Here is a 17,455-nt window from a genome sequence, read left to right as displayed (position 1 = left end):
GCTTGATATTGTGCTGTTAGCCGCGGATCACGTCTAAGCCACCCATATAAGGGCGTAGCACCGCAGGGACTACGACTGAGCCGTCTGCCTGCTGATAATTTTCTAACACCGCGACCAGCGTACGGCCTACGGCTAAACCTGAACCATTCAGTGTGTGCAGTAATTCTGGCTTTTTCGCGCCTTGGCGACGAAAACGCGCTTGCATACGACGCGCTTGGAAATCACCCATGTTAGAGCATGAGCTAATTTCACGGTATGCGTCTTGGGCAGGCAACCAGACTTCTAAATCGTAGGTTTTGCACGCACCAAAGCCCATATCACCCGTACACAGCTGCACTTTGCGATACGGCAGCTCAAGCAACTGCAATACTTTTTCAGCGTGCGCAGTAAGGGCTTCAAGGGCATCCATCGAATCTTCTGGCTTAACCAGCTGCACAAGCTCAACTTTATCGAACTGATGCTGGCGGATAAGACCGCGGGTATCACGCCCATGTGACCCTGCTTCTGAACGAAAACATGGCGTGTGCGCAGTCAATTTAACCGGTAACGCTTGCTCATCTAAGATTTCGTCGCGAGCTAAGTTGGTCAGCGGCACTTCCGCGGTGGGAATTAACGACAGCGCGATTTTATCTTGGCTCTCACCTTCCACATGAAACAAATCTTCACCAAATTTTGGCAGCTGCCCCGTACCAAACAAGGTATCGTGGTTGACGATATACGGTACAGCCGTTTCACTGTAACCATGCTGCTCGGTGTGTAAATCCAGCATGAACTGAGTCAATGCACGGTTTAAACGTGCAATTTGACCTTTCATCACGACAAAACGCGCGCCGGTCAGCTTGGCGCCGCTTTCAAAATCTAAGCCATTGCCTAATGCAGCGGCGACATCGACGTGATCTTTGACCTCAAAGTCGAACTGGCGAGGTTCACCAAAGCGGCTAATTTCCTGATTTTCAGACTCGTCGCGCCCGACTGGTACTGAGGTGTCAGGTAAGTTAGGTACGCCTTGAATAATCTGTTGCAACTCAGCTTGCAGCGTATTTAATTCAGCTTTAGCAGTTTCTAATTGGCTGCCTAAATCGCCCACTGCGTCTAACAACGGCTGAATATCCTCGCCTTTCGCTTTGGCTTGGCCGATAGCTTTGGACCGCGAATTTCGCTCGCTTTGCAACTCTTCTGTGCGTACTTGCAAGGTTTTACGTTTACTTTCAAGTGCCGCAATGGCTTCAACGTCCAGTGTGTAACCGCGGGTTTTTAAGCGTTCCGCGGTTTGCTGTAATTCTTCGCGAAAATATTTTGCATCTAACATGAGCGTTCCGTCTGTGAGCTAATTTAGTTGTATTGTTATCATTGTGGCGTGTTCGAACGTGATTCTTGATCACCTTCAATATCGGTTTCAGCATGCTGTGCAAAACCATTCGCCGCGTGTTGTTGAGACTGCCCTTGCGCGCTGTTGCGGGCCACTAACCAATAACCTAATGCCGCCGTCAACGTGCACACCACCAAGCTACCAAGCGCATATATCACTAGCAGATCAAACAGCTGTAAGCGCAAGCTAATGAAGCTTTCAAGCATCACCGCTGAAAATGTCGTGAATGCGCCGCACAGGCCGATACCAGCGAACTGCCAAACCCGCAAGCTTATCCGTTCGCGCTGGTGTAGCGCATACAGTGCGCCGAGCAAAAGCGCGCCTAACATATTGACAATTAGGGTTGCGAACATGCTTACGGTTAGTGCGTTGTGCCGCGTCAGGATCTGGTCATACACCTGAATTTCTACCACGATTCTAAGCAAGCAGCCAATGAAGCCACCGCTAAATACCCAAAGAATGTCGCGGCTAACTGGGCTCATGATACCAAACCCCCAAGCGTAAACCCAAGCATAATAGCGCCTAATGCGCCAAGGCCTGAGCCCAGCATATAACTAATCGCCGCCGCATAGCGCTGCGCTCGCAGCAAGTTGAGGTGCTCAACCGCGAAGGTCGACATCGTCGTAAAACCACCCAGTACCCCTAGTTCCCAAAACAAGAACCCTGGGCTATAACCGTAGTCATTAAAGTAAGCGGCAATAAAACCAAGTAAAAAAGCACCGAGTACGTTGACCACCCAAGTGCTCACGGGCCATTGTTGGCTGAATGGCGCAAGGGCTTGGCTTGCACAATAGCGCAGCGCAGCTCCAAATGCCCCGCCAAGCGCGAACCAGAGTACATGCAATATGCTTAGGTAGGCGTACACCTCAGTCACGCGTACGCTCGCTATTGGCGTCTAATTGGCGTAAGCGTTCCATCTTTTCTCGAATTTGCTTCTCTAAACCGCGGTCGTTGGGTTGATACCACTGGGTATTTGCAAGCTCTGGGGGCAAATAGCGCTCCCCCGCTGCATAAGCATGGGGTTCATTATGCGCATAGCGATAATCTGCACCAAAGCCCTCGGCTTTATGTACTTTGGTTGGTGCATTGCGAAGGTGGTCGGGCACGGGGTAGTCAGGCCCCTCTTTGGCTTCTTTGAGCATGGCATTAAACGCCATGTACACGGCGTTACTTTTCGCTGCTGCGGCGCAATAAATGACGGCTTGAGCGATGGCGCGCTCACCCTCCGCTGGCCCCACGCGTGTGTAGGTGTCCCATGCATTGAGCGCTAATTGCAGCGCTCTTGGGTCCGCATTGCCAATGTCTTCAGACGCAATCGCAAGCAAACGTCGCGCTACAATCAGCGGGTCACCACCACCGGCTAAAATCCGACAATACCAATACAAAGCACCATCTGGAGACGAGCCCCGCACTGATTTATGTAGCGCAGACAATAGGTCGTAATATAGCTCGCCTTGGTTATCAAACTGGGTTTGTTTCTCACCAATCGCTTGCTGCAAGGTTTCAAGGTCCAAGGTGACGGTCGCGCTATTGTCTGCACTTGGGGTCGCAAAATCAGCGGCTATTTCTAAGTAATTTAATAACCGTCTGGCGTCACCATCGGCAGTGCGCAGTAAATAGGTGCGCGCCGCTTGGTCTAGGTGCAAGTGGCGTTTGCCTAAGCCACGTTCAGAATCATTCAAAGCGCGCTCTAATGCTTGTTCTAAAGCCTCTGCGCTTAGGCTTTGCAAACGGTACACGCGCGCACGTGACAATAAGGCATTATTCAGTTCAAAGCCGGGGTTTTCGGTGGTCGCACCCACAAACACAATGGTGCCGTCTTCAATAAAAGGTAAAAAAGCGTCTTGCTGGCTTTTATTGAAACGATGAACTTCGTCGACAAATACCAGAGTGCGCACGCCTTGCTGCTGGTGGAGCTTTGCCTCTTCAATTGCCAACCGAATGTCCTTCACGCCACTGGTCACGGCTGATAGCCTCGCTACTCGCGCATCGGCGGCTTGCGCAATCAGTTCCGCTAAGGTGGTTTTTCCGGTGCCGGGTGGCCCCCAGAAAATCATCGAGTGCAACATGCCCTGTTCAATGGCTGAACGCAGCGGTTTGCCCGGCGCCAAAATATGCTCTTGACCCAGGTATTCAGCAATGGTGCGTGGCCGCATGCGCGCTGCAAGCGGCGCATGGGAATCTGCTACAAAATCTAAACTTAGGTTAGCCGCCAAGTGAGCTCCTTAACGGCTGCGCTGATCGTCGATATCAACGTGAGCGGGCACCTCAACTTCAAATAGCGCGTCGTTCACTGGTTCATTCATACGTATTTGACTGAGTTCAAACACACTCACCTGCCCTTGGCCGTCATCTATTTTAAGGGTTTGAATCGCGTTACTATCGCTAAAGCGAATGCCCAAGCTGGTTTGGGCATAGGATGCTTGGTTTTCACGAATGTACCACATGCCGTCATCAACGCTGACTTCAAAGCTTTGCCACGCGCTTTCATCATCGCTGAGCAAGACCAACATTGGGTTTTGCTCTAAATCCTGGGCTTGATCAAAAATACTGAGTTGTTCAACAAACGCATTGTAGTACCAAACCGCTCTGCCGTCCGCGACCATCACAGATTCGTCCGGGAATTCAGTTTCCCAACGCAAAAAATGCGGACGTTTTAAGGTTAATTCACCACTTAATTGCTCTTGTAGCTCGCCACGATCATCAAACACTTGCTGCTCGAATTGCGCTTGCAGCGTGTCAATGGCGGCAAGTTTAGTACGTAACTGCTCGTACGCATCTTGCGCATAAACGAAAGGGGCTGCGGTCAACAACGCGACCCCTGCGACCGCTGTCGCAACCATCTGGCTCAATCCATACTTCATGGTCATGTATATTCCTACTATTAGTCTGCTGACACTGCCTCGACATCAGTCTCGTGGCGGTGGCGGTGCAAGGACATCGCGCGAACCGTTATGCCCTGCGTTACTTACGACACCAGCCATTTCCATTTGTTCTACCACACGTGCTGCGCGGTTGTAACCAATGCGGAATTTACGCTGCACACTTGATACCGAAACACGACGCGTCTCGGTCACAAATGCCACGGCTTCGTCAAACAGTGGGTCGAGCTCTTCGCCATCAATACTTGGCTGCTCACCCGGTAACAATGCATCATCACCGCTATCGCCACTTAGAATTTCGTCTAAATATTTGGGCTTCTGGCGCGCTTTCCAGTCGGCAACCACTTTATGTACTTCGTGGTCATCGACGAAAGCACCGTGTACCCGTGTCGGCACGCCGCTACCTGGCGGCAAGTACAGCATATCACCTTGGCCTAACAGCTGCTCGGCGCCTGGTTGGTCCAAGATAGTGCGCGAATCAATTTTTGACGATACCTGGAATGCAATTCGAGTCGGAATATTGGCTTTAATTAGGCCTGTAATCACATCGACCGAAGGCCGTTGGGTCGCAAGGATCAAATGAATACCGGCGGCGCGCGCCTTTTGCGCAATACGCGCAATCAATTCTTCCACCTTTTTACCGACAATCATCATCATGTCAGCAAATTCGTCGACCACCACCACAATGTGTGGCAGCTTCTCTAGCTCCGGCACGGTTTGGTGCATGCTATCGCCCGGCTTCCAGGTTGGGTCTTTTAATGGCTCACCGGCGGCAATGCCCTCTTCAATTTTAGCGTTATAGCCTTTTAGATTACGCACACCGACCGCAGACATTAGCTTATAGCGACGTTCCATTTCGCCAACACACCAGCGTAACGCGTTCGCGGCGTCCTTCATGTCAGTGACGACTTCAGTGAGTAGATGCGGAATGCCCTCATACACGGACAATTCGAGCATTTTCGGGTCGATCATAATTAAACGCACATCTTCAGGCTGCGATTTATACAGCAAACTCAAGATCATCACGTTCACACCAACCGACTTACCCGAACCTGTGGTACCTGCCACCAACAAGTGCGGCATTTTAGCTAAGTCGACGACTACGGGCTTACCAGCGATATCTTTACCCAACACCATGGTTAATGGCGATGCCGATTTTTGGAATGCATCGCAACTAATCACTTCACGCAACCAGACAATCTCGCGTTCTTTATTCGGTAACTCAAGGCCGACATAGGATTTACCCGGAATGACCTCGACCACGCGCACCGCAAGTGCTGACAAACTACGTGCGATGTCTTTGGATAAGTTAGAGATCTTGCTCACTTTCACGCCTGGGGCTAAATCGAGCTCAAAGCGTGTAATAACAGGCCCTGGCTGCACGCCAGCCACTTGAATTTCGACCCCGAAGTCTTTCAACACCGCTTCCACTGTGCCACTGATTTGGTCGAGCTCTTCCTGGCTTAACGGGTTGGTGGTTTTATTCGGCCGATCCAGCAACTCAATGGTTGGTAACAGCGTTGCAGGGCTAGTCGCCGGCTGGCTTGGCGCTGCCTTTACGGGCGCCGCTGGCTTAGTCGGGTTACTTTCAACCCCATCGTCGAATACATCATCTGTGGTAAACGCCTCATCATCTGCCAACTCAACATCGTCGTTGGCGTCAACCGCTGTTTGCCGTGGCGCTTGCGCAGGGCCTTTGCGTTGTGATGGCGGCGTGTCCCAATCAATTTCAAAATCGTCGTCATCGGCAGGCACTTTCACTGTGCGGGTAGAAGCTGGCGGCATGCTATCCCATGCGTCAATGTTAGCGTCCATGTTGACGTCAGTGTCTGCATCCAGGTTGTCACTTAAGCCAGGTTCACGACGGGTATCACTGCCCTGCCCTGCTGACGCTTTGCGTCGTGAAAAGCTTGGTATCAAACGTCGATACCAAGGAGCTTTCACCTCACTCTCGGATTCTGCAAACTGCGCATCATAGGCCTGCTCATAAGCTTCCCCTTGGTAAGGGTCAGCCGCTGATTTATGTTCTAACACCAAAGGTTCATTACGCTGACGACGCACAGGCACTGGCTCATCATCGTCCGCGTCCTCATCTTGTTGTGCTTTTTCCTTGGTAAAGAAGGCGTGGTATATCCACATCACAGATGCGCTCACGGCATAACCGATCTTATCCGCAATGGTTAACCATGAAATGCCGGTCACCAGGGTAAAGCCTGTCATTACGAAGGTTAACAGTAATAGCGTGGTGCCAAGTAAATTGAAGTATGGCAGCATGGCGCTGCTGACAACATCACCTAGCACACCACCTGAAGACACCCGATAAATATCGGCAAAATTTAAGCTGGCAAGGGCTGCAGCGCCGGTTAACAGCAATAATGCGCCAACAATGCGCAAGCTGACGCCAAGGTAATCAAGGCTTAGTAAGTGGTGCGTGCGATGGAATACCAAATAGCCTAACCCCATCACCGCGAACGGTAATAAGTAGGCGACGAAGCCAAAGGTGAATAGCAGCACATCTGCAAACCAAGCACCAATAGCGCCTGCAGCATTGTGAATTTGGTCACCACTTCCCGATTGCGTCCAGCCTGGGTCGGCTGGGTGAAAGGTGAGTAACGCTAAAAGCAAAAAGATCGCAAGCGCGCCTGCCAAAAGCAGACCCACTTCGAGTAACCGTTGCACCCCTGTCATAATTTTCCTGTCTGTCATACAAGCTTTATATCCTGCCAGTGATTGTAACTGAATAGCGGCATAGGTCAGCCCCTAATCAATACTTTATTTTCCTGCTTAATCGCTTCCATAACGACATAGGTTCGCGACTCATTGACCCCTGGCATATTCAATATAGTCTCACCTAGCAGCCGCCGGTAGGACGCCATATCTGCTACACGTGCCTTGATCAGGAAGTCAAAATTGCCAGAGACTAAATGGCATTCGAGAATTTCATCGGTTTTTCGGGCTGCTTCACTAAATTCAGCAAACGAATCTGCAGAGGTCCGCGTCAAAGTAATTTCCACAAACACCAGCAACGGCGAGCCTAACTTGTCTGGGTTAACTCGCGCCACATAGCCTTCAATCACGCCTTGACGCTCAAGCTTGCGCACGCGCTCTAAGCAAGGCGTCGGGCTTAGCCCCACCGCCTTTGCTAACGCGACATTAGAGATTCTGCCATTATCCTGCAAGATGCGCAAAATCTTCCGGTCGATGCGGTCAATAGTGAACTTATCCAAATGAAACCCTATTTAAAGTATTAAATTCTGCATGTGTAAACTTTAGCAGGTTTTAAATCTTTTTATTAGCATAAAAAAAGTGAGTAAGTTCAACTACCCTTACGATATACTTTTGCCAACTTTTTACATCTCGATTTGAGGCTTTTTGTTATGTTGATTGGTGTTCCTAAGGAAATCAAAAACCACGAGTACCGCATTGGTCTATCACCTGCTGCAGTGCGCGAATATGTTGCGCATGGTCACAGTGTGATGGTTGAAAACAATGGCGGCGCAGCTATTGGTTTTACCAATGAAGACTACCTGCAAGCAGGCGCGACCATTGTCGACACCCCAGAAGAAATCTTTGCCCAAGCGGAAATGATTGTGAAGGTCAAAGAGCCACAGCCTAACGAGTGTAAAATGCTACGCGAAGGTCAAATTCTGTATACCTATTTGCACTTAGCACCAGACCCAACTCAAACCAAGTTATTGGCTGAAGCGGGTGTCACTGCTATCGCCTATGAAACCGTAACTGATAACCGCGGTGGTTTACCTTTGTTGGCGCCCATGTCTGAAGTGGCGGGCCGTATGTCGATTCAAGCTGGTGCGCATCACTTAGAAAAGGCCCACGGCGGCAGCGGTACCTTATTAGGTGGCGTCCCAGGCGTTGCACCGGCTGAAGTGCTGGTCATTGGCGGTGGTGTTGTGGGTATCAACGCAGCCAAAATGGCGATTGGTATGGGCGCTGAAGTTACCATTTTAGACCGTTCATTGCCGCGTTTACGTGAGCTTGATGATATTTTTGCTGGCCGGGTAAAAACTATCTACTCAACGGTTGATGCTATTGATCATTATTCAAAAACCGCTGACTTAGTCATCGGCGCGGTGTTAATTCCAGGCGCAGCGGCACCTAAGCTATTGACTCGTGAGCACCTGAAAAACATGAAGCCAGGTTCAGTGGTTGTCGACGTAGCCATCGACCAAGGTGGTTGTTTTGAAACGTCAAAAGCAACGACACACCAAGACCCAACCTACGTGATTGAAGATGTAGTGCATTACTGTGTTGCCAACATGCCAGGCGGCGTCGCGCGTACATCAACCATCGCGTTGAACAATGCAACATTGCCGTACGGTATTATGCTTGCGAATAAAGGCTTAGAAGCCATGCGCAACAATAAGAACTTGTTGGACGGTTTAAACATGCATAAAGGTAAAATTACCTATAAAGCGGTTCACGATGATTTAGGAACTAGCTTAGGTTTAGATTACGTCGACCCGCTTAAAGCACTCGACTTATAATCGCTGTAACCCGCTAAGTACAGGTATCAAGAGCCAGAGTTTGCATCGCGTAACTCTGGCTCTTTACGCTTTAGGGCATTGCCCCTACAATGGGTCAACCTTTTAGTATGGGTGTACGCCAGTTTATGTATGCCAATTAATGAAGAGAGCGGAGTGAATTCTTCATGTCAGATGTTAAGCATTGCAAACTTCTTATTTTAGGCTCGGGCCCTGCTGGCTACACAGCCGCCGTCTATGCCGCACGCGCTAACTTAAACCCAGTGTTAATCACCGGCTTACAACAAGGTGGTCAATTAACCACTACCACCGATGTGGAAAACTGGCCTGGCGACCCTGAAGGTTTAACCGGCCCTGACCTCATGGTGCGTATGCAACAACACGCAGAGCGCTTTAATACCGAGATTATTTTCGACCATATTAATCAAGTAGAGCTAACCAAGCGTCCGTTTACTTTGACTGGCGACAGCGGCACCTATACCTGTGACGCATTAATTATCGCCACGGGTGCTTCGGCGAAATACCTTGGTTTGCCTTCTGAAGAAGCGTTCAAAGGCAAAGGCGTTAGCGCCTGTGCAACTTGTGACGGATTCTTTTACCGTAACCAAAAAGTTTGTGTCGTCGGTGGCGGTAATACCGCGATTGAAGAAGCACTATACCTGGCTAATATCGCGAGTGAGGTTCACCTTATTCATCGTCGTGACACCTTCCGCGCGGAAAAAATCTTAATTGACCGCTTGATGGAAAAAGCCAAGAACGGCAACGTCACTTTGCACCTACACCAAACCCTTGATGAAGTACTGGGCGACAACATGGGTGTCACCGGCGTGCGCATTAAAGACACGCGCGACGGCAACACCCAAGAACTAGACGTGCAAGGTGCGTTCATTGCCATTGGTCACCAGCCTAATACCGACATGTTTAAAGAACAGTTGGACATGGAAAATGGCTATATCAAAGTGCAAACGGGTAGCCATGGCAACGCCACGCAAACCAGCATTGAAGGCGTATTTGCGGCTGGCGACGTGAGTGACCACGTGTATCGTCAGGCGATTACCTCAGCGGGTACAGGCTGTATGGCAGCATTGGACGCCGAGCGCTTTTTAGACCAGCTTGATCAGGTTAAGAAAGCCTAACTGGGCCAAAGTGCCCGTGGTACTTGGTTCATGATACCAGTGCTATCGCCCAATGTGCTGCGCTTCCCAGCGTTACATCGCGCATTGGCAGAACCCAACGGTTTGCTGGCAGTCGGCGGCGATTTAAGTGTTGAACGCCTGCTGCTTGCATACCGTAGCGGTATTTTCCCTTGGTTTAGTGAAGGTGACCCAATTATATGGTGGTCGCCAGACCCTCGTGGGGTGATTTTTCCTGATCGCATTCACGTGTCACGTTCACTGCGCAAGTTCGCCCGGCGCATCGACTACACCTATTCAATCAATCAAGCCTTTGAACAAGTGATCAGCGGTTGTATTGAGCAACGCGCAGAATTAGAAGGCACTTGGATCACCGATGACATGTACGAAGCCTACTGCGATTTACACGATCACGGGCATGCCCACTCTATCGAAGTGTGGCACCACGGCGAACTAGTCGGCGGCTTGTATGGTGTATTACAAGGCACAATTTTTTGTGGCGAGAGTATGTTCCACCGCGCAGACAATGCGTCGAAACTTGCTTTGCTGGCGTTGCGACATCACCTTCTGCCCGCAGGATTAAGCTTAATTGACTGCCAGATGCCCAACCTTCACTTGTTGACGCTAGGCGCAGAAGCGATTGCGCGTGAGCAATTTGTCAGCTTGCTTGAACAGGGTCTACAAGGCTCAATTGATGCTAATTATCTTAAACCGCAGTCAATTAGTGGTATTTATGCATAAAAAGCGTTAGAATCCCCCACACTTTTTTTAGCGCGTTCCGAACAGTAAACGAATATAGAGGGTTTAATGGCGAAAGAAGACAGCATTGAAATGCAGGGAGTGATCCTTGATACCCTGCCTAACACCATGTTCCGTGTCGAGTTAGAGAACGGCCACGTGGTGACTGCACACATTTCAGGCAAAATGCGTAAAAACTACATTCGCATCCTGACCGGTGACAAAGTAACCGTTCAGTTGACACCATACGACTTAACCAAAGGCCGTATTGTTTTCCGCTCGCGCTAATATACAGCGTTGGCGCAACACAATGAGCACAAAAAAAGCCAGTCGAAGCTGGCTTCTTTATGCGCTCAATGTGCCAAGAACCCGCCGCAATTACGACGCGACAGGCTCTTCACTTTTACTGTCATACGTGAATGACAGCTCACCTTTCCTGGCATCAACGCCGACCTTGACGTTGCCGCCCTTGGTTAAACTACCGAACAGAATTTCATTCGCCAGCGGTTTCTTGATGTGCTCTTGGATAACACGTGACATTGGGCGCGCACCCATGGCCTTGTCATAACCTTTCTCGGCCAACCAAGCATGAGCAGCACTATCCACTTCCAGTGATACACCCTTCTTGTCTAACTGTGCTTGTAGCTCACAGATAAACTTATCTACCACTTGCTCAATCACCACAGTGTCTAAATGATTAAACCAGACAATACTGTCTAAGCGGTTTCTAAACTCAGGCGTGAATAAGCGGTTGATCTCCGCCATCGCATCAACAGAACCATCCTGCTGATTAAAACCAATGCTCTTACGCTCGGTTTCGCGCACGCCGGCATTGGTGGTCATCACCAAAATCACATTGCGAAAATCAGCCTGGCGGCCATTGTTGTCAGTCAGAGTTCCGTTATCCATCACTTGCAGCAGAATATTGAAAATATCACTGTGCGCCTTCTCGATTTCATCCAGCAATACCACGCTATAAGGATGCTTGATCACGGCGTCAGTTAAAAGTCCACCCTGTTCGTACCCCACATAACCTGGAGGCGCGCCAATTAGTCGGCTCACCGCATGACGTTCCATGTACTCCGACATGTCAAAACGCAGCAGCTTAACGCCCATGGCTTTGGCTAGTTGCTGAGTCACCTCAGTTTTACCCACCCCAGTCGGGCCAGCAAACAGGAATGACCCTACCGGACGATGCTCTGAGCCCAAGCCCGAGCGTGACAAGCGAATCGCAGCCGTTAAGCTATCAATGGCTTGGTCTTGACCAAATACCACCATTTTTAAATTGCGATCCAACTGTTCAAGCATGGTTTGGTCGTTACGCGACACTGATTGCTCAGGAATGCGCGCAATTTTCGACACAATATGCTCGATGTCAGCCACACCAATGGTCTTCTTACGCTTCGACGCGGGCTGTAAACGCTGATTGGCACCTGCCTCGTCAATCACGTCAATGGCTTTATCCGGCAAATGCCGGTCGTTAATATACTTTGCTGACAACTCAGCTGCAGCGCGAATCGCTGGCTGGGTATAGCGAATACCATGATGCGACTCGTAACGCTCTTTCAAGCCCATAAGAATTTTCGCGGTATCTTCCACTGACGGCTCAGCAATGTCGATTTTTTGGAAACGACGGACTAAAGCACGGTCTTTCTCAAAAATGTTTTTATATTCCTGATAGGTGGTTGAACCCACGCACTTCAGCTCACCTGTCGTCAACAGTGGCTTTAATAAGTTCGATGCATCCATGACACCGCCTGACGCCGCACCCGCGCCAATAATGGTGTGAATTTCATCAATAAAAAGAATTGCGTTTTCTTGCTTGCCGAGCTCTTTTAACAGCGCTTTAAAGCGCTTCTCAAAATCGCCGCGATACTTAGTACCTGCCAACAAGCCGCCCATGTCTAAACTGTAAATCACTGCGTCAGCAATCACTTCAGGCACGTCGTCGTTAACGATACGGTAAGCAAGACCTTCGGCAATTGCAGTTTTACCCACGCCCGCTTCACCCACCAGTAAGGGGTTATTTTTACGCCGACGACATAGTACCTGAATGGTGCGTTCAACTTCTTGTTCGCGCCCAATCAAAGGGTCGACTTTGCCAGCTTTGGCTTGCGCATTTAAATTGCTGCAAAAACGCTGTAAATAACTTTGCTCTTCTTCGCTTTTCTGGCTTTGTGCGGCCTCGGTTTCTGCGTCTTCAATAGGACCTTCATCGTCCATGCGCGAAAACCCGTGGGAGATAAAGTTCACCACATCAAGACGGCTAATATCCTGCTTATTAAGTAGATATACCGCTTGTGATTCTTGCTCACTGAAAATAGCTACCAGCACATTGGCACCGGTCACTTCTGCATTGCCAGAACTTTGCACATGAAATACTGCACGTTGCAGCACACGCTGAAACCCTAAGGTTGGTTGCGTGTCCATGGCTTCATCATCGTCAGCAAACTTTGGTGTGCTGCGGTCAATATAGCTGAGCAATTCTTCTTTCAATTGCTCGAAATTCAGCCCACAAGACCGAAGTGCGTCAGCAGCATCCGGATTATCAAGCAGCGCCACTAATAAATGTTCCACCGTCATCAATTCATGACGGCGCTCACGCGCTAAACGAAATGCATCGTTCAGAGTCAGTTCTAGTGCTTTGTTTAGCATGGGCCACTCCTTACTTCATGTGGACGAACAAAAGGTATTTCTCTGGCATCCTTTCTCACAATACGTAGTGCACTTCACAGTTGTTCAACGTCACCAGCATTTATTACTATGCCGTTAAACTATATACATACACTCTACGCCTGCTCCATAGTGCAAAGCAATGGGTGCTGATTTTCGCGCGCAAATTGGTTCACTTGCACCACTTTGGTTTCTGCAATTTCAGCAGAATACACCCCACACACTGCCTTGCCTTGGTAATGCACTTTAAGCATTACATCAGTGGCCGCCTCTTGGTCTAGCTTAAAAAATCGCATCAAGACTTCAATCACGAAGTCCATCGGCGTGTAATCATCATTGTTCAGCAACACTTGGTACATGGACGGCGGTGCTAACTTGTAGTCAACGTCCTCGTCCAAGTGGTGCTGGGGAATCGAATCACTAAATCTGCTCATACCTATCAATATAGACCTTATTTGTAGCCTTCGTCGGATGTCAGGTTATAAATAAGTTAAAAATATGTTCATTTTTTGCGAACTTTTCTTGACTAATTTTTGCACTTATCTATTGTAGACATTGTGGTAAGGATAAAACTTTTCAATGTCTACTTTGACATTGTTTAAGTATACAAGCTTTCACCACGGATGGCATAACGTAGACAACAACAAAAATAGCACAACATAACAGTTGGCATAAATAACAAGTCGTAACAACAAGTCGTATCAACAACTTGTGCAAACAAGAGGAAGTAGATGTATGGCAACGGGCAAGGTCAAATGGTTCAATAACTCCAAAGGCTTTGGTTTTATTGAAAGTGAAGAGAAAAGTGGTGATATTTTCGCCCACTACTCAACCATCGAAATGGAAGGTTACCGTACCCTAAAGGCTGGTCAGGAAGTTCAGTTTGAACTTCAAGAAGGCCCTAAAGGCTTACATGCGGTTCATATCGTGCCTCATTCCACAGACATCAAATCATAACGGGCGCTATTGCGCTCGTTTTGCATTTGCACGTCGGCCTTCGGGCTTGTGTGGTTTTGACATGGCATAAGAAAAATACCAGCGAAAGCTGGTATTTTTTTGTCTGCTATTTGCCATTACTCGCGCGCAAGTTATACAACTGACGCCAGCTGAATGTCTTTACCACTTCAACTGTCTTCACCATAAAAACGACGCAACTGATCACGTAAGTTAGGCGGCGTGCCAACGATGGTTAAGGTATCGGTACGCGGGTCATACTGCACACGTTCACCGAGCATATCTTGCTCGAAAGCCAGACTCAAACCACCGCCTTGGCCTTGAAACTTCATCAGTTTACGCAAGCTCGTACGCTCAGCTGGAAATTCCTCAGCCATATCAAGGCCGCGGGCTTGAGCAAACTCAGTTACACTGGGCGCACCTTTCGCTTGCATACGCTCATCAATATCACTTAAACGTACCTGTTCACCAGCATTCCACTGTTCGCCGCAATAGTCGTACACGTCTTTTCGAATATCTTTCGCCAGTTCAGGGCTGACAGATTCGTCACGGATCAATGCCTGCACACTTTGAACCAACTGCTCCGTTTGTTTCTTCGCGTTAACTCGTTCTGCACAGCCTAAGAAATCTAAGAAAAATTCCGCGGTTTTGCGCCCAGTGCGACCTTTAATGAAGGAAATGTAGTGCCCGGCCGCCATCTGGGTTTGATAGTCACTCAGGTTAACCCGCGCCGCTAGCTGAACTTTAGTAATGTCGAGTTGCGATGAACGGTCAACGGATAAATCTGGGCTCACCATCACGCCGTCTTTGACCGGCACGAACGCCACCAGTAAATACCTATCAGCTGTTTGCTTGTATTCGGCTAACAATAAAAAGCCAGACTCTAAAAACTGATAATGCTCAAGTTCATTACGCAATAGCCGCGCCACTTGCTGGGAAAACTCCACAAACTCAACTTTGTCTTGCAAGCGTGCATCAAGTAACTGTGGAAACTCAGGAAGCGGCACCGGTTCAGCGCCCTCTTCCTGGGCAAAGCGCGGGTCGTCTGGCGACACAAAGCTGGCGTAGCCTTTAGCTGGTTTAGCGTTGTAAACTTTGGTTAATTCTTCGAGTAACAATTCGACCTCTAACTTCACTTGCAGCGGTTCTGGCGCAAGGCGCAAGCCAATATTACCGTCGGGGTCTTGAAAAATATGATGTACAACGCTGTTATCAAGGCTTAAATTCATAGTCTAGGTCTGTCCTGCAAAGTTCAGTGTGGTATCATTTGCGCCATTCTAACACGAGTGATAAAAGCCTTTTATGCCGATTGTTTCAAAATATTCAGCTGAACAACAAGATCAGCTACTTAGCCAAGTTCTTGATATTTTCGAGAGCCAGGAAATTCCTGTCGACCTTTGCCTGATGACACTGGGCAATGCGGTCAGCAATGTGATTGACCGCGGTGTGCCTGCGAACAAGCGTCAGCAAGTTGCTGAGCAATTCTCGCGCGTACTGCTACAATCAGTGCAAGCAAAGTAAGCCACGGTTTCTTATGGGCAAATACCAAAAGCGCGACCGCATTTCACGCCTTATCAGTTGGGGCCATTGGTTTACCTTTACCAATATCCTGCTGTGCTTGCTTATAGGCGTGCTGTACATTGAAACCATGGGTTCCACCGGAACTATATTGGGTGATGTGTATTTAGTCCTGAACTGGTTCGGTCATTTCGCCTTTTTGCCCTTCGTATTCTTTATCCTGTTACTGTTTCCGCTGTGCTTAATCTTGCCCTATTCCAAGATTCTGCGCGGCGCAGGCGCCATTATCGCGTCGTTCGGTATCTTTATTTTGCTGTTTGACGCCTTGTTCTTCCGTCAATATGGCTTTCACCTTAATACCTACTCCCTTGCACAAATGGCGCGTGACGCCGAATCTATCTTTGCTGGTGCAAGTTTTGTCGGCCTATTGGCGGTGATGTTCAGCTTTTTGGTGATTTTGACCTTCCAAATCACCCTGGCAAATTTAACCTGGAAGCGCCTTGAACGTCTGCGAGGACATCGCATTGGGCCGCGCATTAGCGCCGTTTTTGTTGCCTGCTTTCTGGCTAGCCACCTGATTCATATCTGGGCCGATGCCAATATTTATACCCCGATTACCCAGCAAGACGATTTATTACCGCTGTCGTACCCATCAACCGCAAAAACCTTGATGGCTAGACACGGTTGGATAGGCACGGACACCTACCAAAGCCAACGTGACCGGCTCACCGAATCAGACCAACTGAATCTACAATATCCGCTCGGCAGCTTGCTGTGTACGCGCCAGCCGAACTTGCGCCCCACCCTGGTGGTCGCTTTTGATGCCCTAACGCCCGCACAGCAGCGCCAGTTGAGTCAAATCACTCAATTGCGTGCATTGGCAGACACTGCAGTCGGCCATACCGACCTCAACCGCGGTGTGTTTGAGCTAGTCTATAGTTTGCCGGATATTTATTACGCACCGATTCAACGTGAAGCTGCTGCGCCTGCGTACCAATCCACGCTGGAAGATTACGGCCATCAAGTACGCTTTTTGCATTCCGTCAACTGGCCGCTAGAGCAAGTTCCCGCCAGCATTGCACCGCAGCTATCAATCTGGCCCACTGCACAACATGCCGACCAGTCAATGAGCATTTTGCTTGCCAGCCAAGCTGACTTTAACATCGTGCTCACCGCCGTGCGCTCGGCAATTCGCCAGCAACATCGGGTGATTGTCACTGCAATTACGCCGGCTAGCGACTTAACCGCTGAGCAACAACAATTACCGACGATTTGGCGCGAGTTTGTAGTGCCGATGTGGGGCGCCAACCTGAGCGCACCCTATGTCAATGCCGTCGGTGTGGAAGGCAATACCTTCGCCCAAATTGGTGATGTAATGCCGACTGCGTTGTCTGGCTACATAACCTGCGCCGACGACTTCCGTGCCTTCGCATCGGGCCGAGACTTAAGCCAAGCCGACCAACGGTTACCACGCGTACACAGCGTGAATTCACGCTTCTACATTTTCGAAGCCGAACAAACCACGATTCTAGAGCGCAACGGAGACACCGCAGTCTACAACCACAACGGTGAACTACGCCCTGGCGCCACACCACCAACGCCAGTGCTGATCAATAGCTTGCAAGAATTACAACGATTTAGCCGTAGCCGTTGATATATTGAGCAATTGCGCCGCGCAAGGCGCAA

The 17,455-nt window shown here is 49.4% G+C and carries 17 protein-coding genes; 7 read left to right on the top strand and 10 right to left on the bottom strand.

Annotation, left to right across the window (positions count from 1 at the left end; all coding sequences use genetic code 11):
* Positions 1–16: 16 nt before the first annotated feature.
* The 7 genes from serS to lrp form a co-directional block, all read right to left on the bottom strand.
* Positions 17–1,309, bottom strand: a complete 1,293-nt coding sequence (gene serS, locus CWE07_RS09790; protein WP_111569618.1) for a serine--tRNA ligase — start codon at positions 1,307–1,309, stop codon at positions 17–19.
* 38 nt (positions 1,310–1,347) lie between these two features.
* A complete protein-coding gene (locus CWE07_RS09785; RefSeq protein WP_111569619.1) occupies positions 1,348–1,851 on the bottom strand; it encodes a fluoride efflux transporter FluC in 504 nt (167 codons plus the stop codon).
* Positions 1,848–2,243: a fluoride efflux transporter CrcB gene (gene crcB, locus CWE07_RS09780; RefSeq protein ID WP_157983261.1), complete on the bottom strand. Its 396-nt coding sequence runs from the start codon at positions 2,241–2,243 to the stop codon at positions 1,848–1,850. Before crcB ends, CWE07_RS09785 begins: the two co-directional genes overlap by 4 nt.
* Positions 2,236–3,525 carry a replication-associated recombination protein A gene (locus CWE07_RS09775; RefSeq protein WP_111569726.1) on the bottom strand — a complete coding sequence of 430 codons (1,290 nt, stop codon included), beginning with the start codon at positions 3,523–3,525 and terminating at the stop codon, positions 2,236–2,238. The genes crcB and CWE07_RS09775 overlap by 8 nt, the downstream gene beginning before the upstream one ends.
* A gap of 69 nt (positions 3,526–3,594) precedes the next feature.
* The gene (lolA, locus tag CWE07_RS09770) at positions 3,595–4,239 is read right to left on the bottom strand and encodes an outer membrane lipoprotein periplasmic chaperone LolA (RefSeq protein WP_111569621.1); all 645 of its coding nucleotides are present in this window, start codon (positions 4,237–4,239) and stop codon (positions 3,595–3,597) included.
* 39 nt (positions 4,240–4,278) lie between these two features.
* On the bottom strand, positions 4,279–6,957 hold the full coding sequence (locus CWE07_RS09765) for a DNA translocase FtsK (RefSeq protein ID WP_241974118.1): 2,679 nt from the start codon (positions 6,955–6,957) through the stop codon (positions 4,279–4,281).
* A gap of 47 nt (positions 6,958–7,004) precedes the next feature.
* Positions 7,005–7,478 (bottom strand): leucine-responsive transcriptional regulator Lrp, encoded by a 474-nt coding sequence (gene lrp / locus CWE07_RS09760; protein ID WP_111569623.1) that lies wholly within the window; start codon positions 7,476–7,478, stop codon positions 7,005–7,007.
* A gap of 150 nt (positions 7,479–7,628) precedes the next feature.
* On the opposite strand from lrp, the gene ald reads away from it, so the two are divergent.
* The 4 genes from ald to infA all read left to right on the top strand — a co-directional run bounded on the left by ald (position 7,629) and on the right by infA (position 10,912).
* On the top strand, positions 7,629–8,756 hold the full coding sequence (gene ald / locus CWE07_RS09755) for an alanine dehydrogenase (RefSeq protein ID WP_111569624.1): 1,128 nt from the start codon (positions 7,629–7,631) through the stop codon (positions 8,754–8,756).
* A gap of 164 nt (positions 8,757–8,920) precedes the next feature.
* Positions 8,921–9,889 (top strand): thioredoxin-disulfide reductase, encoded by a 969-nt coding sequence (gene trxB / locus CWE07_RS09750; RefSeq protein ID WP_111569625.1) that lies wholly within the window; start codon positions 8,921–8,923, stop codon positions 9,887–9,889.
* A gap of 30 nt (positions 9,890–9,919) precedes the next feature.
* Positions 9,920–10,627: a leucyl/phenylalanyl-tRNA--protein transferase gene (aat, locus tag CWE07_RS09745; RefSeq protein WP_111569626.1), complete on the top strand. Its 708-nt coding sequence runs from the start codon at positions 9,920–9,922 to the stop codon at positions 10,625–10,627.
* A gap of 66 nt (positions 10,628–10,693) precedes the next feature.
* A complete protein-coding gene (gene infA / locus CWE07_RS09740) occupies positions 10,694–10,912 on the top strand; it encodes a translation initiation factor IF-1 (RefSeq protein ID WP_111569627.1) in 219 nt (72 codons plus the stop codon).
* A gap of 90 nt (positions 10,913–11,002) precedes the next feature.
* Here the strand turns inward: infA and clpA are convergent, their stop codons facing one another.
* Positions 11,003–13,279, bottom strand: a complete 2,277-nt coding sequence (gene clpA / locus CWE07_RS09735) for an ATP-dependent Clp protease ATP-binding subunit ClpA (RefSeq protein WP_111569628.1) — start codon at positions 13,277–13,279, stop codon at positions 11,003–11,005.
* A 134-nt stretch (positions 13,280–13,413) separates the two neighbouring features.
* Positions 13,414–13,731, bottom strand: a complete 318-nt coding sequence (clpS, locus tag CWE07_RS09730) for an ATP-dependent Clp protease adapter ClpS (protein ID WP_111569629.1) — start codon at positions 13,729–13,731, stop codon at positions 13,414–13,416.
* A gap of 301 nt (positions 13,732–14,032) precedes the next feature.
* Between clpS and cspD the strand changes: the two genes are divergently transcribed.
* Positions 14,033–14,254, top strand: a complete 222-nt coding sequence (gene cspD / locus CWE07_RS09725) for a cold shock domain-containing protein CspD (protein WP_111569630.1) — start codon at positions 14,033–14,035, stop codon at positions 14,252–14,254.
* 167 nt (positions 14,255–14,421) lie between these two features.
* Here cspD and yejK read toward each other — a convergent pair whose 3' ends face one another.
* Positions 14,422–15,480, bottom strand: a complete 1,059-nt coding sequence (gene yejK, locus CWE07_RS09720) for a nucleoid-associated protein YejK (protein WP_111569631.1) — start codon at positions 15,478–15,480, stop codon at positions 14,422–14,424.
* A gap of 73 nt (positions 15,481–15,553) precedes the next feature.
* On the opposite strand from yejK, the gene CWE07_RS09715 reads away from it, so the two are divergent.
* On the top strand, positions 15,554–15,772 hold the full coding sequence (locus CWE07_RS09715; RefSeq protein WP_111569632.1) for a YejL family protein: 219 nt from the start codon (positions 15,554–15,556) through the stop codon (positions 15,770–15,772).
* Positions 15,773–15,785: 13 nt separating this feature from the next.
* Complete coding sequence (locus CWE07_RS09710; RefSeq protein ID WP_111569633.1) at positions 15,786–17,423, top strand: DUF3413 domain-containing protein; 1,638 nt, start codon at positions 15,786–15,788, stop codon at positions 17,421–17,423.
* Positions 17,424–17,455: the final 32 nt, after the last annotated feature.

Source organism: Aliidiomarina maris (assembly GCF_003987335.1).
Classification (GTDB): domain Bacteria; phylum Pseudomonadota; class Gammaproteobacteria; order Enterobacterales; family Alteromonadaceae; genus Aliidiomarina; species Aliidiomarina maris.
The sequence above is the reverse complement of the archived record's forward strand: the minus strand, read 5'-3'. Positions and strand labels throughout refer to the sequence as shown.

Bases quoted from the DNA above. Each gene is read 5' to 3' on its own strand.
- serS (WP_111569618.1), bottom strand. From the start codon at position 1,309: ATGTTAGATGCAAAATATTTTCGCGAAGAATTACAGCAAACCGCGGAA.
- CWE07_RS09785 (WP_111569619.1), bottom strand. From the start codon at position 1,851: ATGAGCCCAGTTAGCCGCGACATTCTTTGGGTATTTAGCGGTGGCTTC.
- CWE07_RS09775 (WP_111569726.1), bottom strand. From the start codon at position 3,525: ATGCGGCCACGCACCATTGCTGAATACCTGGGTCAAGAGCATATTTTG.
- lolA (WP_111569621.1), bottom strand. From the start codon at position 4,239: ATGACCATGAAGTATGGATTGAGCCAGATGGTTGCGACAGCGGTCGCA.
- CWE07_RS09765 (WP_241974118.1), bottom strand. From the start codon at position 6,957: ATGACAGACAGGAAAATTATGACAGGGGTGCAACGGTTACTCGAAGTG.
- ald (WP_111569624.1), top strand. From the start codon at position 7,629: ATGTTGATTGGTGTTCCTAAGGAAATCAAAAACCACGAGTACCGCATT.
- trxB (WP_111569625.1), top strand. From the start codon at position 8,921: ATGTCAGATGTTAAGCATTGCAAACTTCTTATTTTAGGCTCGGGCCCT.
- aat (WP_111569626.1), top strand. From the start codon at position 9,920: ATGATACCAGTGCTATCGCCCAATGTGCTGCGCTTCCCAGCGTTACAT.
- infA (WP_111569627.1), top strand. From the start codon at position 10,694: ATGGCGAAAGAAGACAGCATTGAAATGCAGGGAGTGATCCTTGATACC.
- clpA (WP_111569628.1), bottom strand. From the start codon at position 13,279: ATGCTAAACAAAGCACTAGAACTGACTCTGAACGATGCATTTCGTTTA.
- clpS (WP_111569629.1), bottom strand. From the start codon at position 13,731: ATGAGCAGATTTAGTGATTCGATTCCCCAGCACCACTTGGACGAGGAC.
- cspD (WP_111569630.1), top strand. From the start codon at position 14,033: ATGGCAACGGGCAAGGTCAAATGGTTCAATAACTCCAAAGGCTTTGGT.
- yejK (WP_111569631.1), bottom strand. From the start codon at position 15,480: ATGAATTTAAGCCTTGATAACAGCGTTGTACATCATATTTTTCAAGAC.
- CWE07_RS09715 (WP_111569632.1), top strand. From the start codon at position 15,554: ATGCCGATTGTTTCAAAATATTCAGCTGAACAACAAGATCAGCTACTT.
- CWE07_RS09710 (WP_111569633.1), top strand. From the start codon at position 15,786: ATGGGCAAATACCAAAAGCGCGACCGCATTTCACGCCTTATCAGTTGG.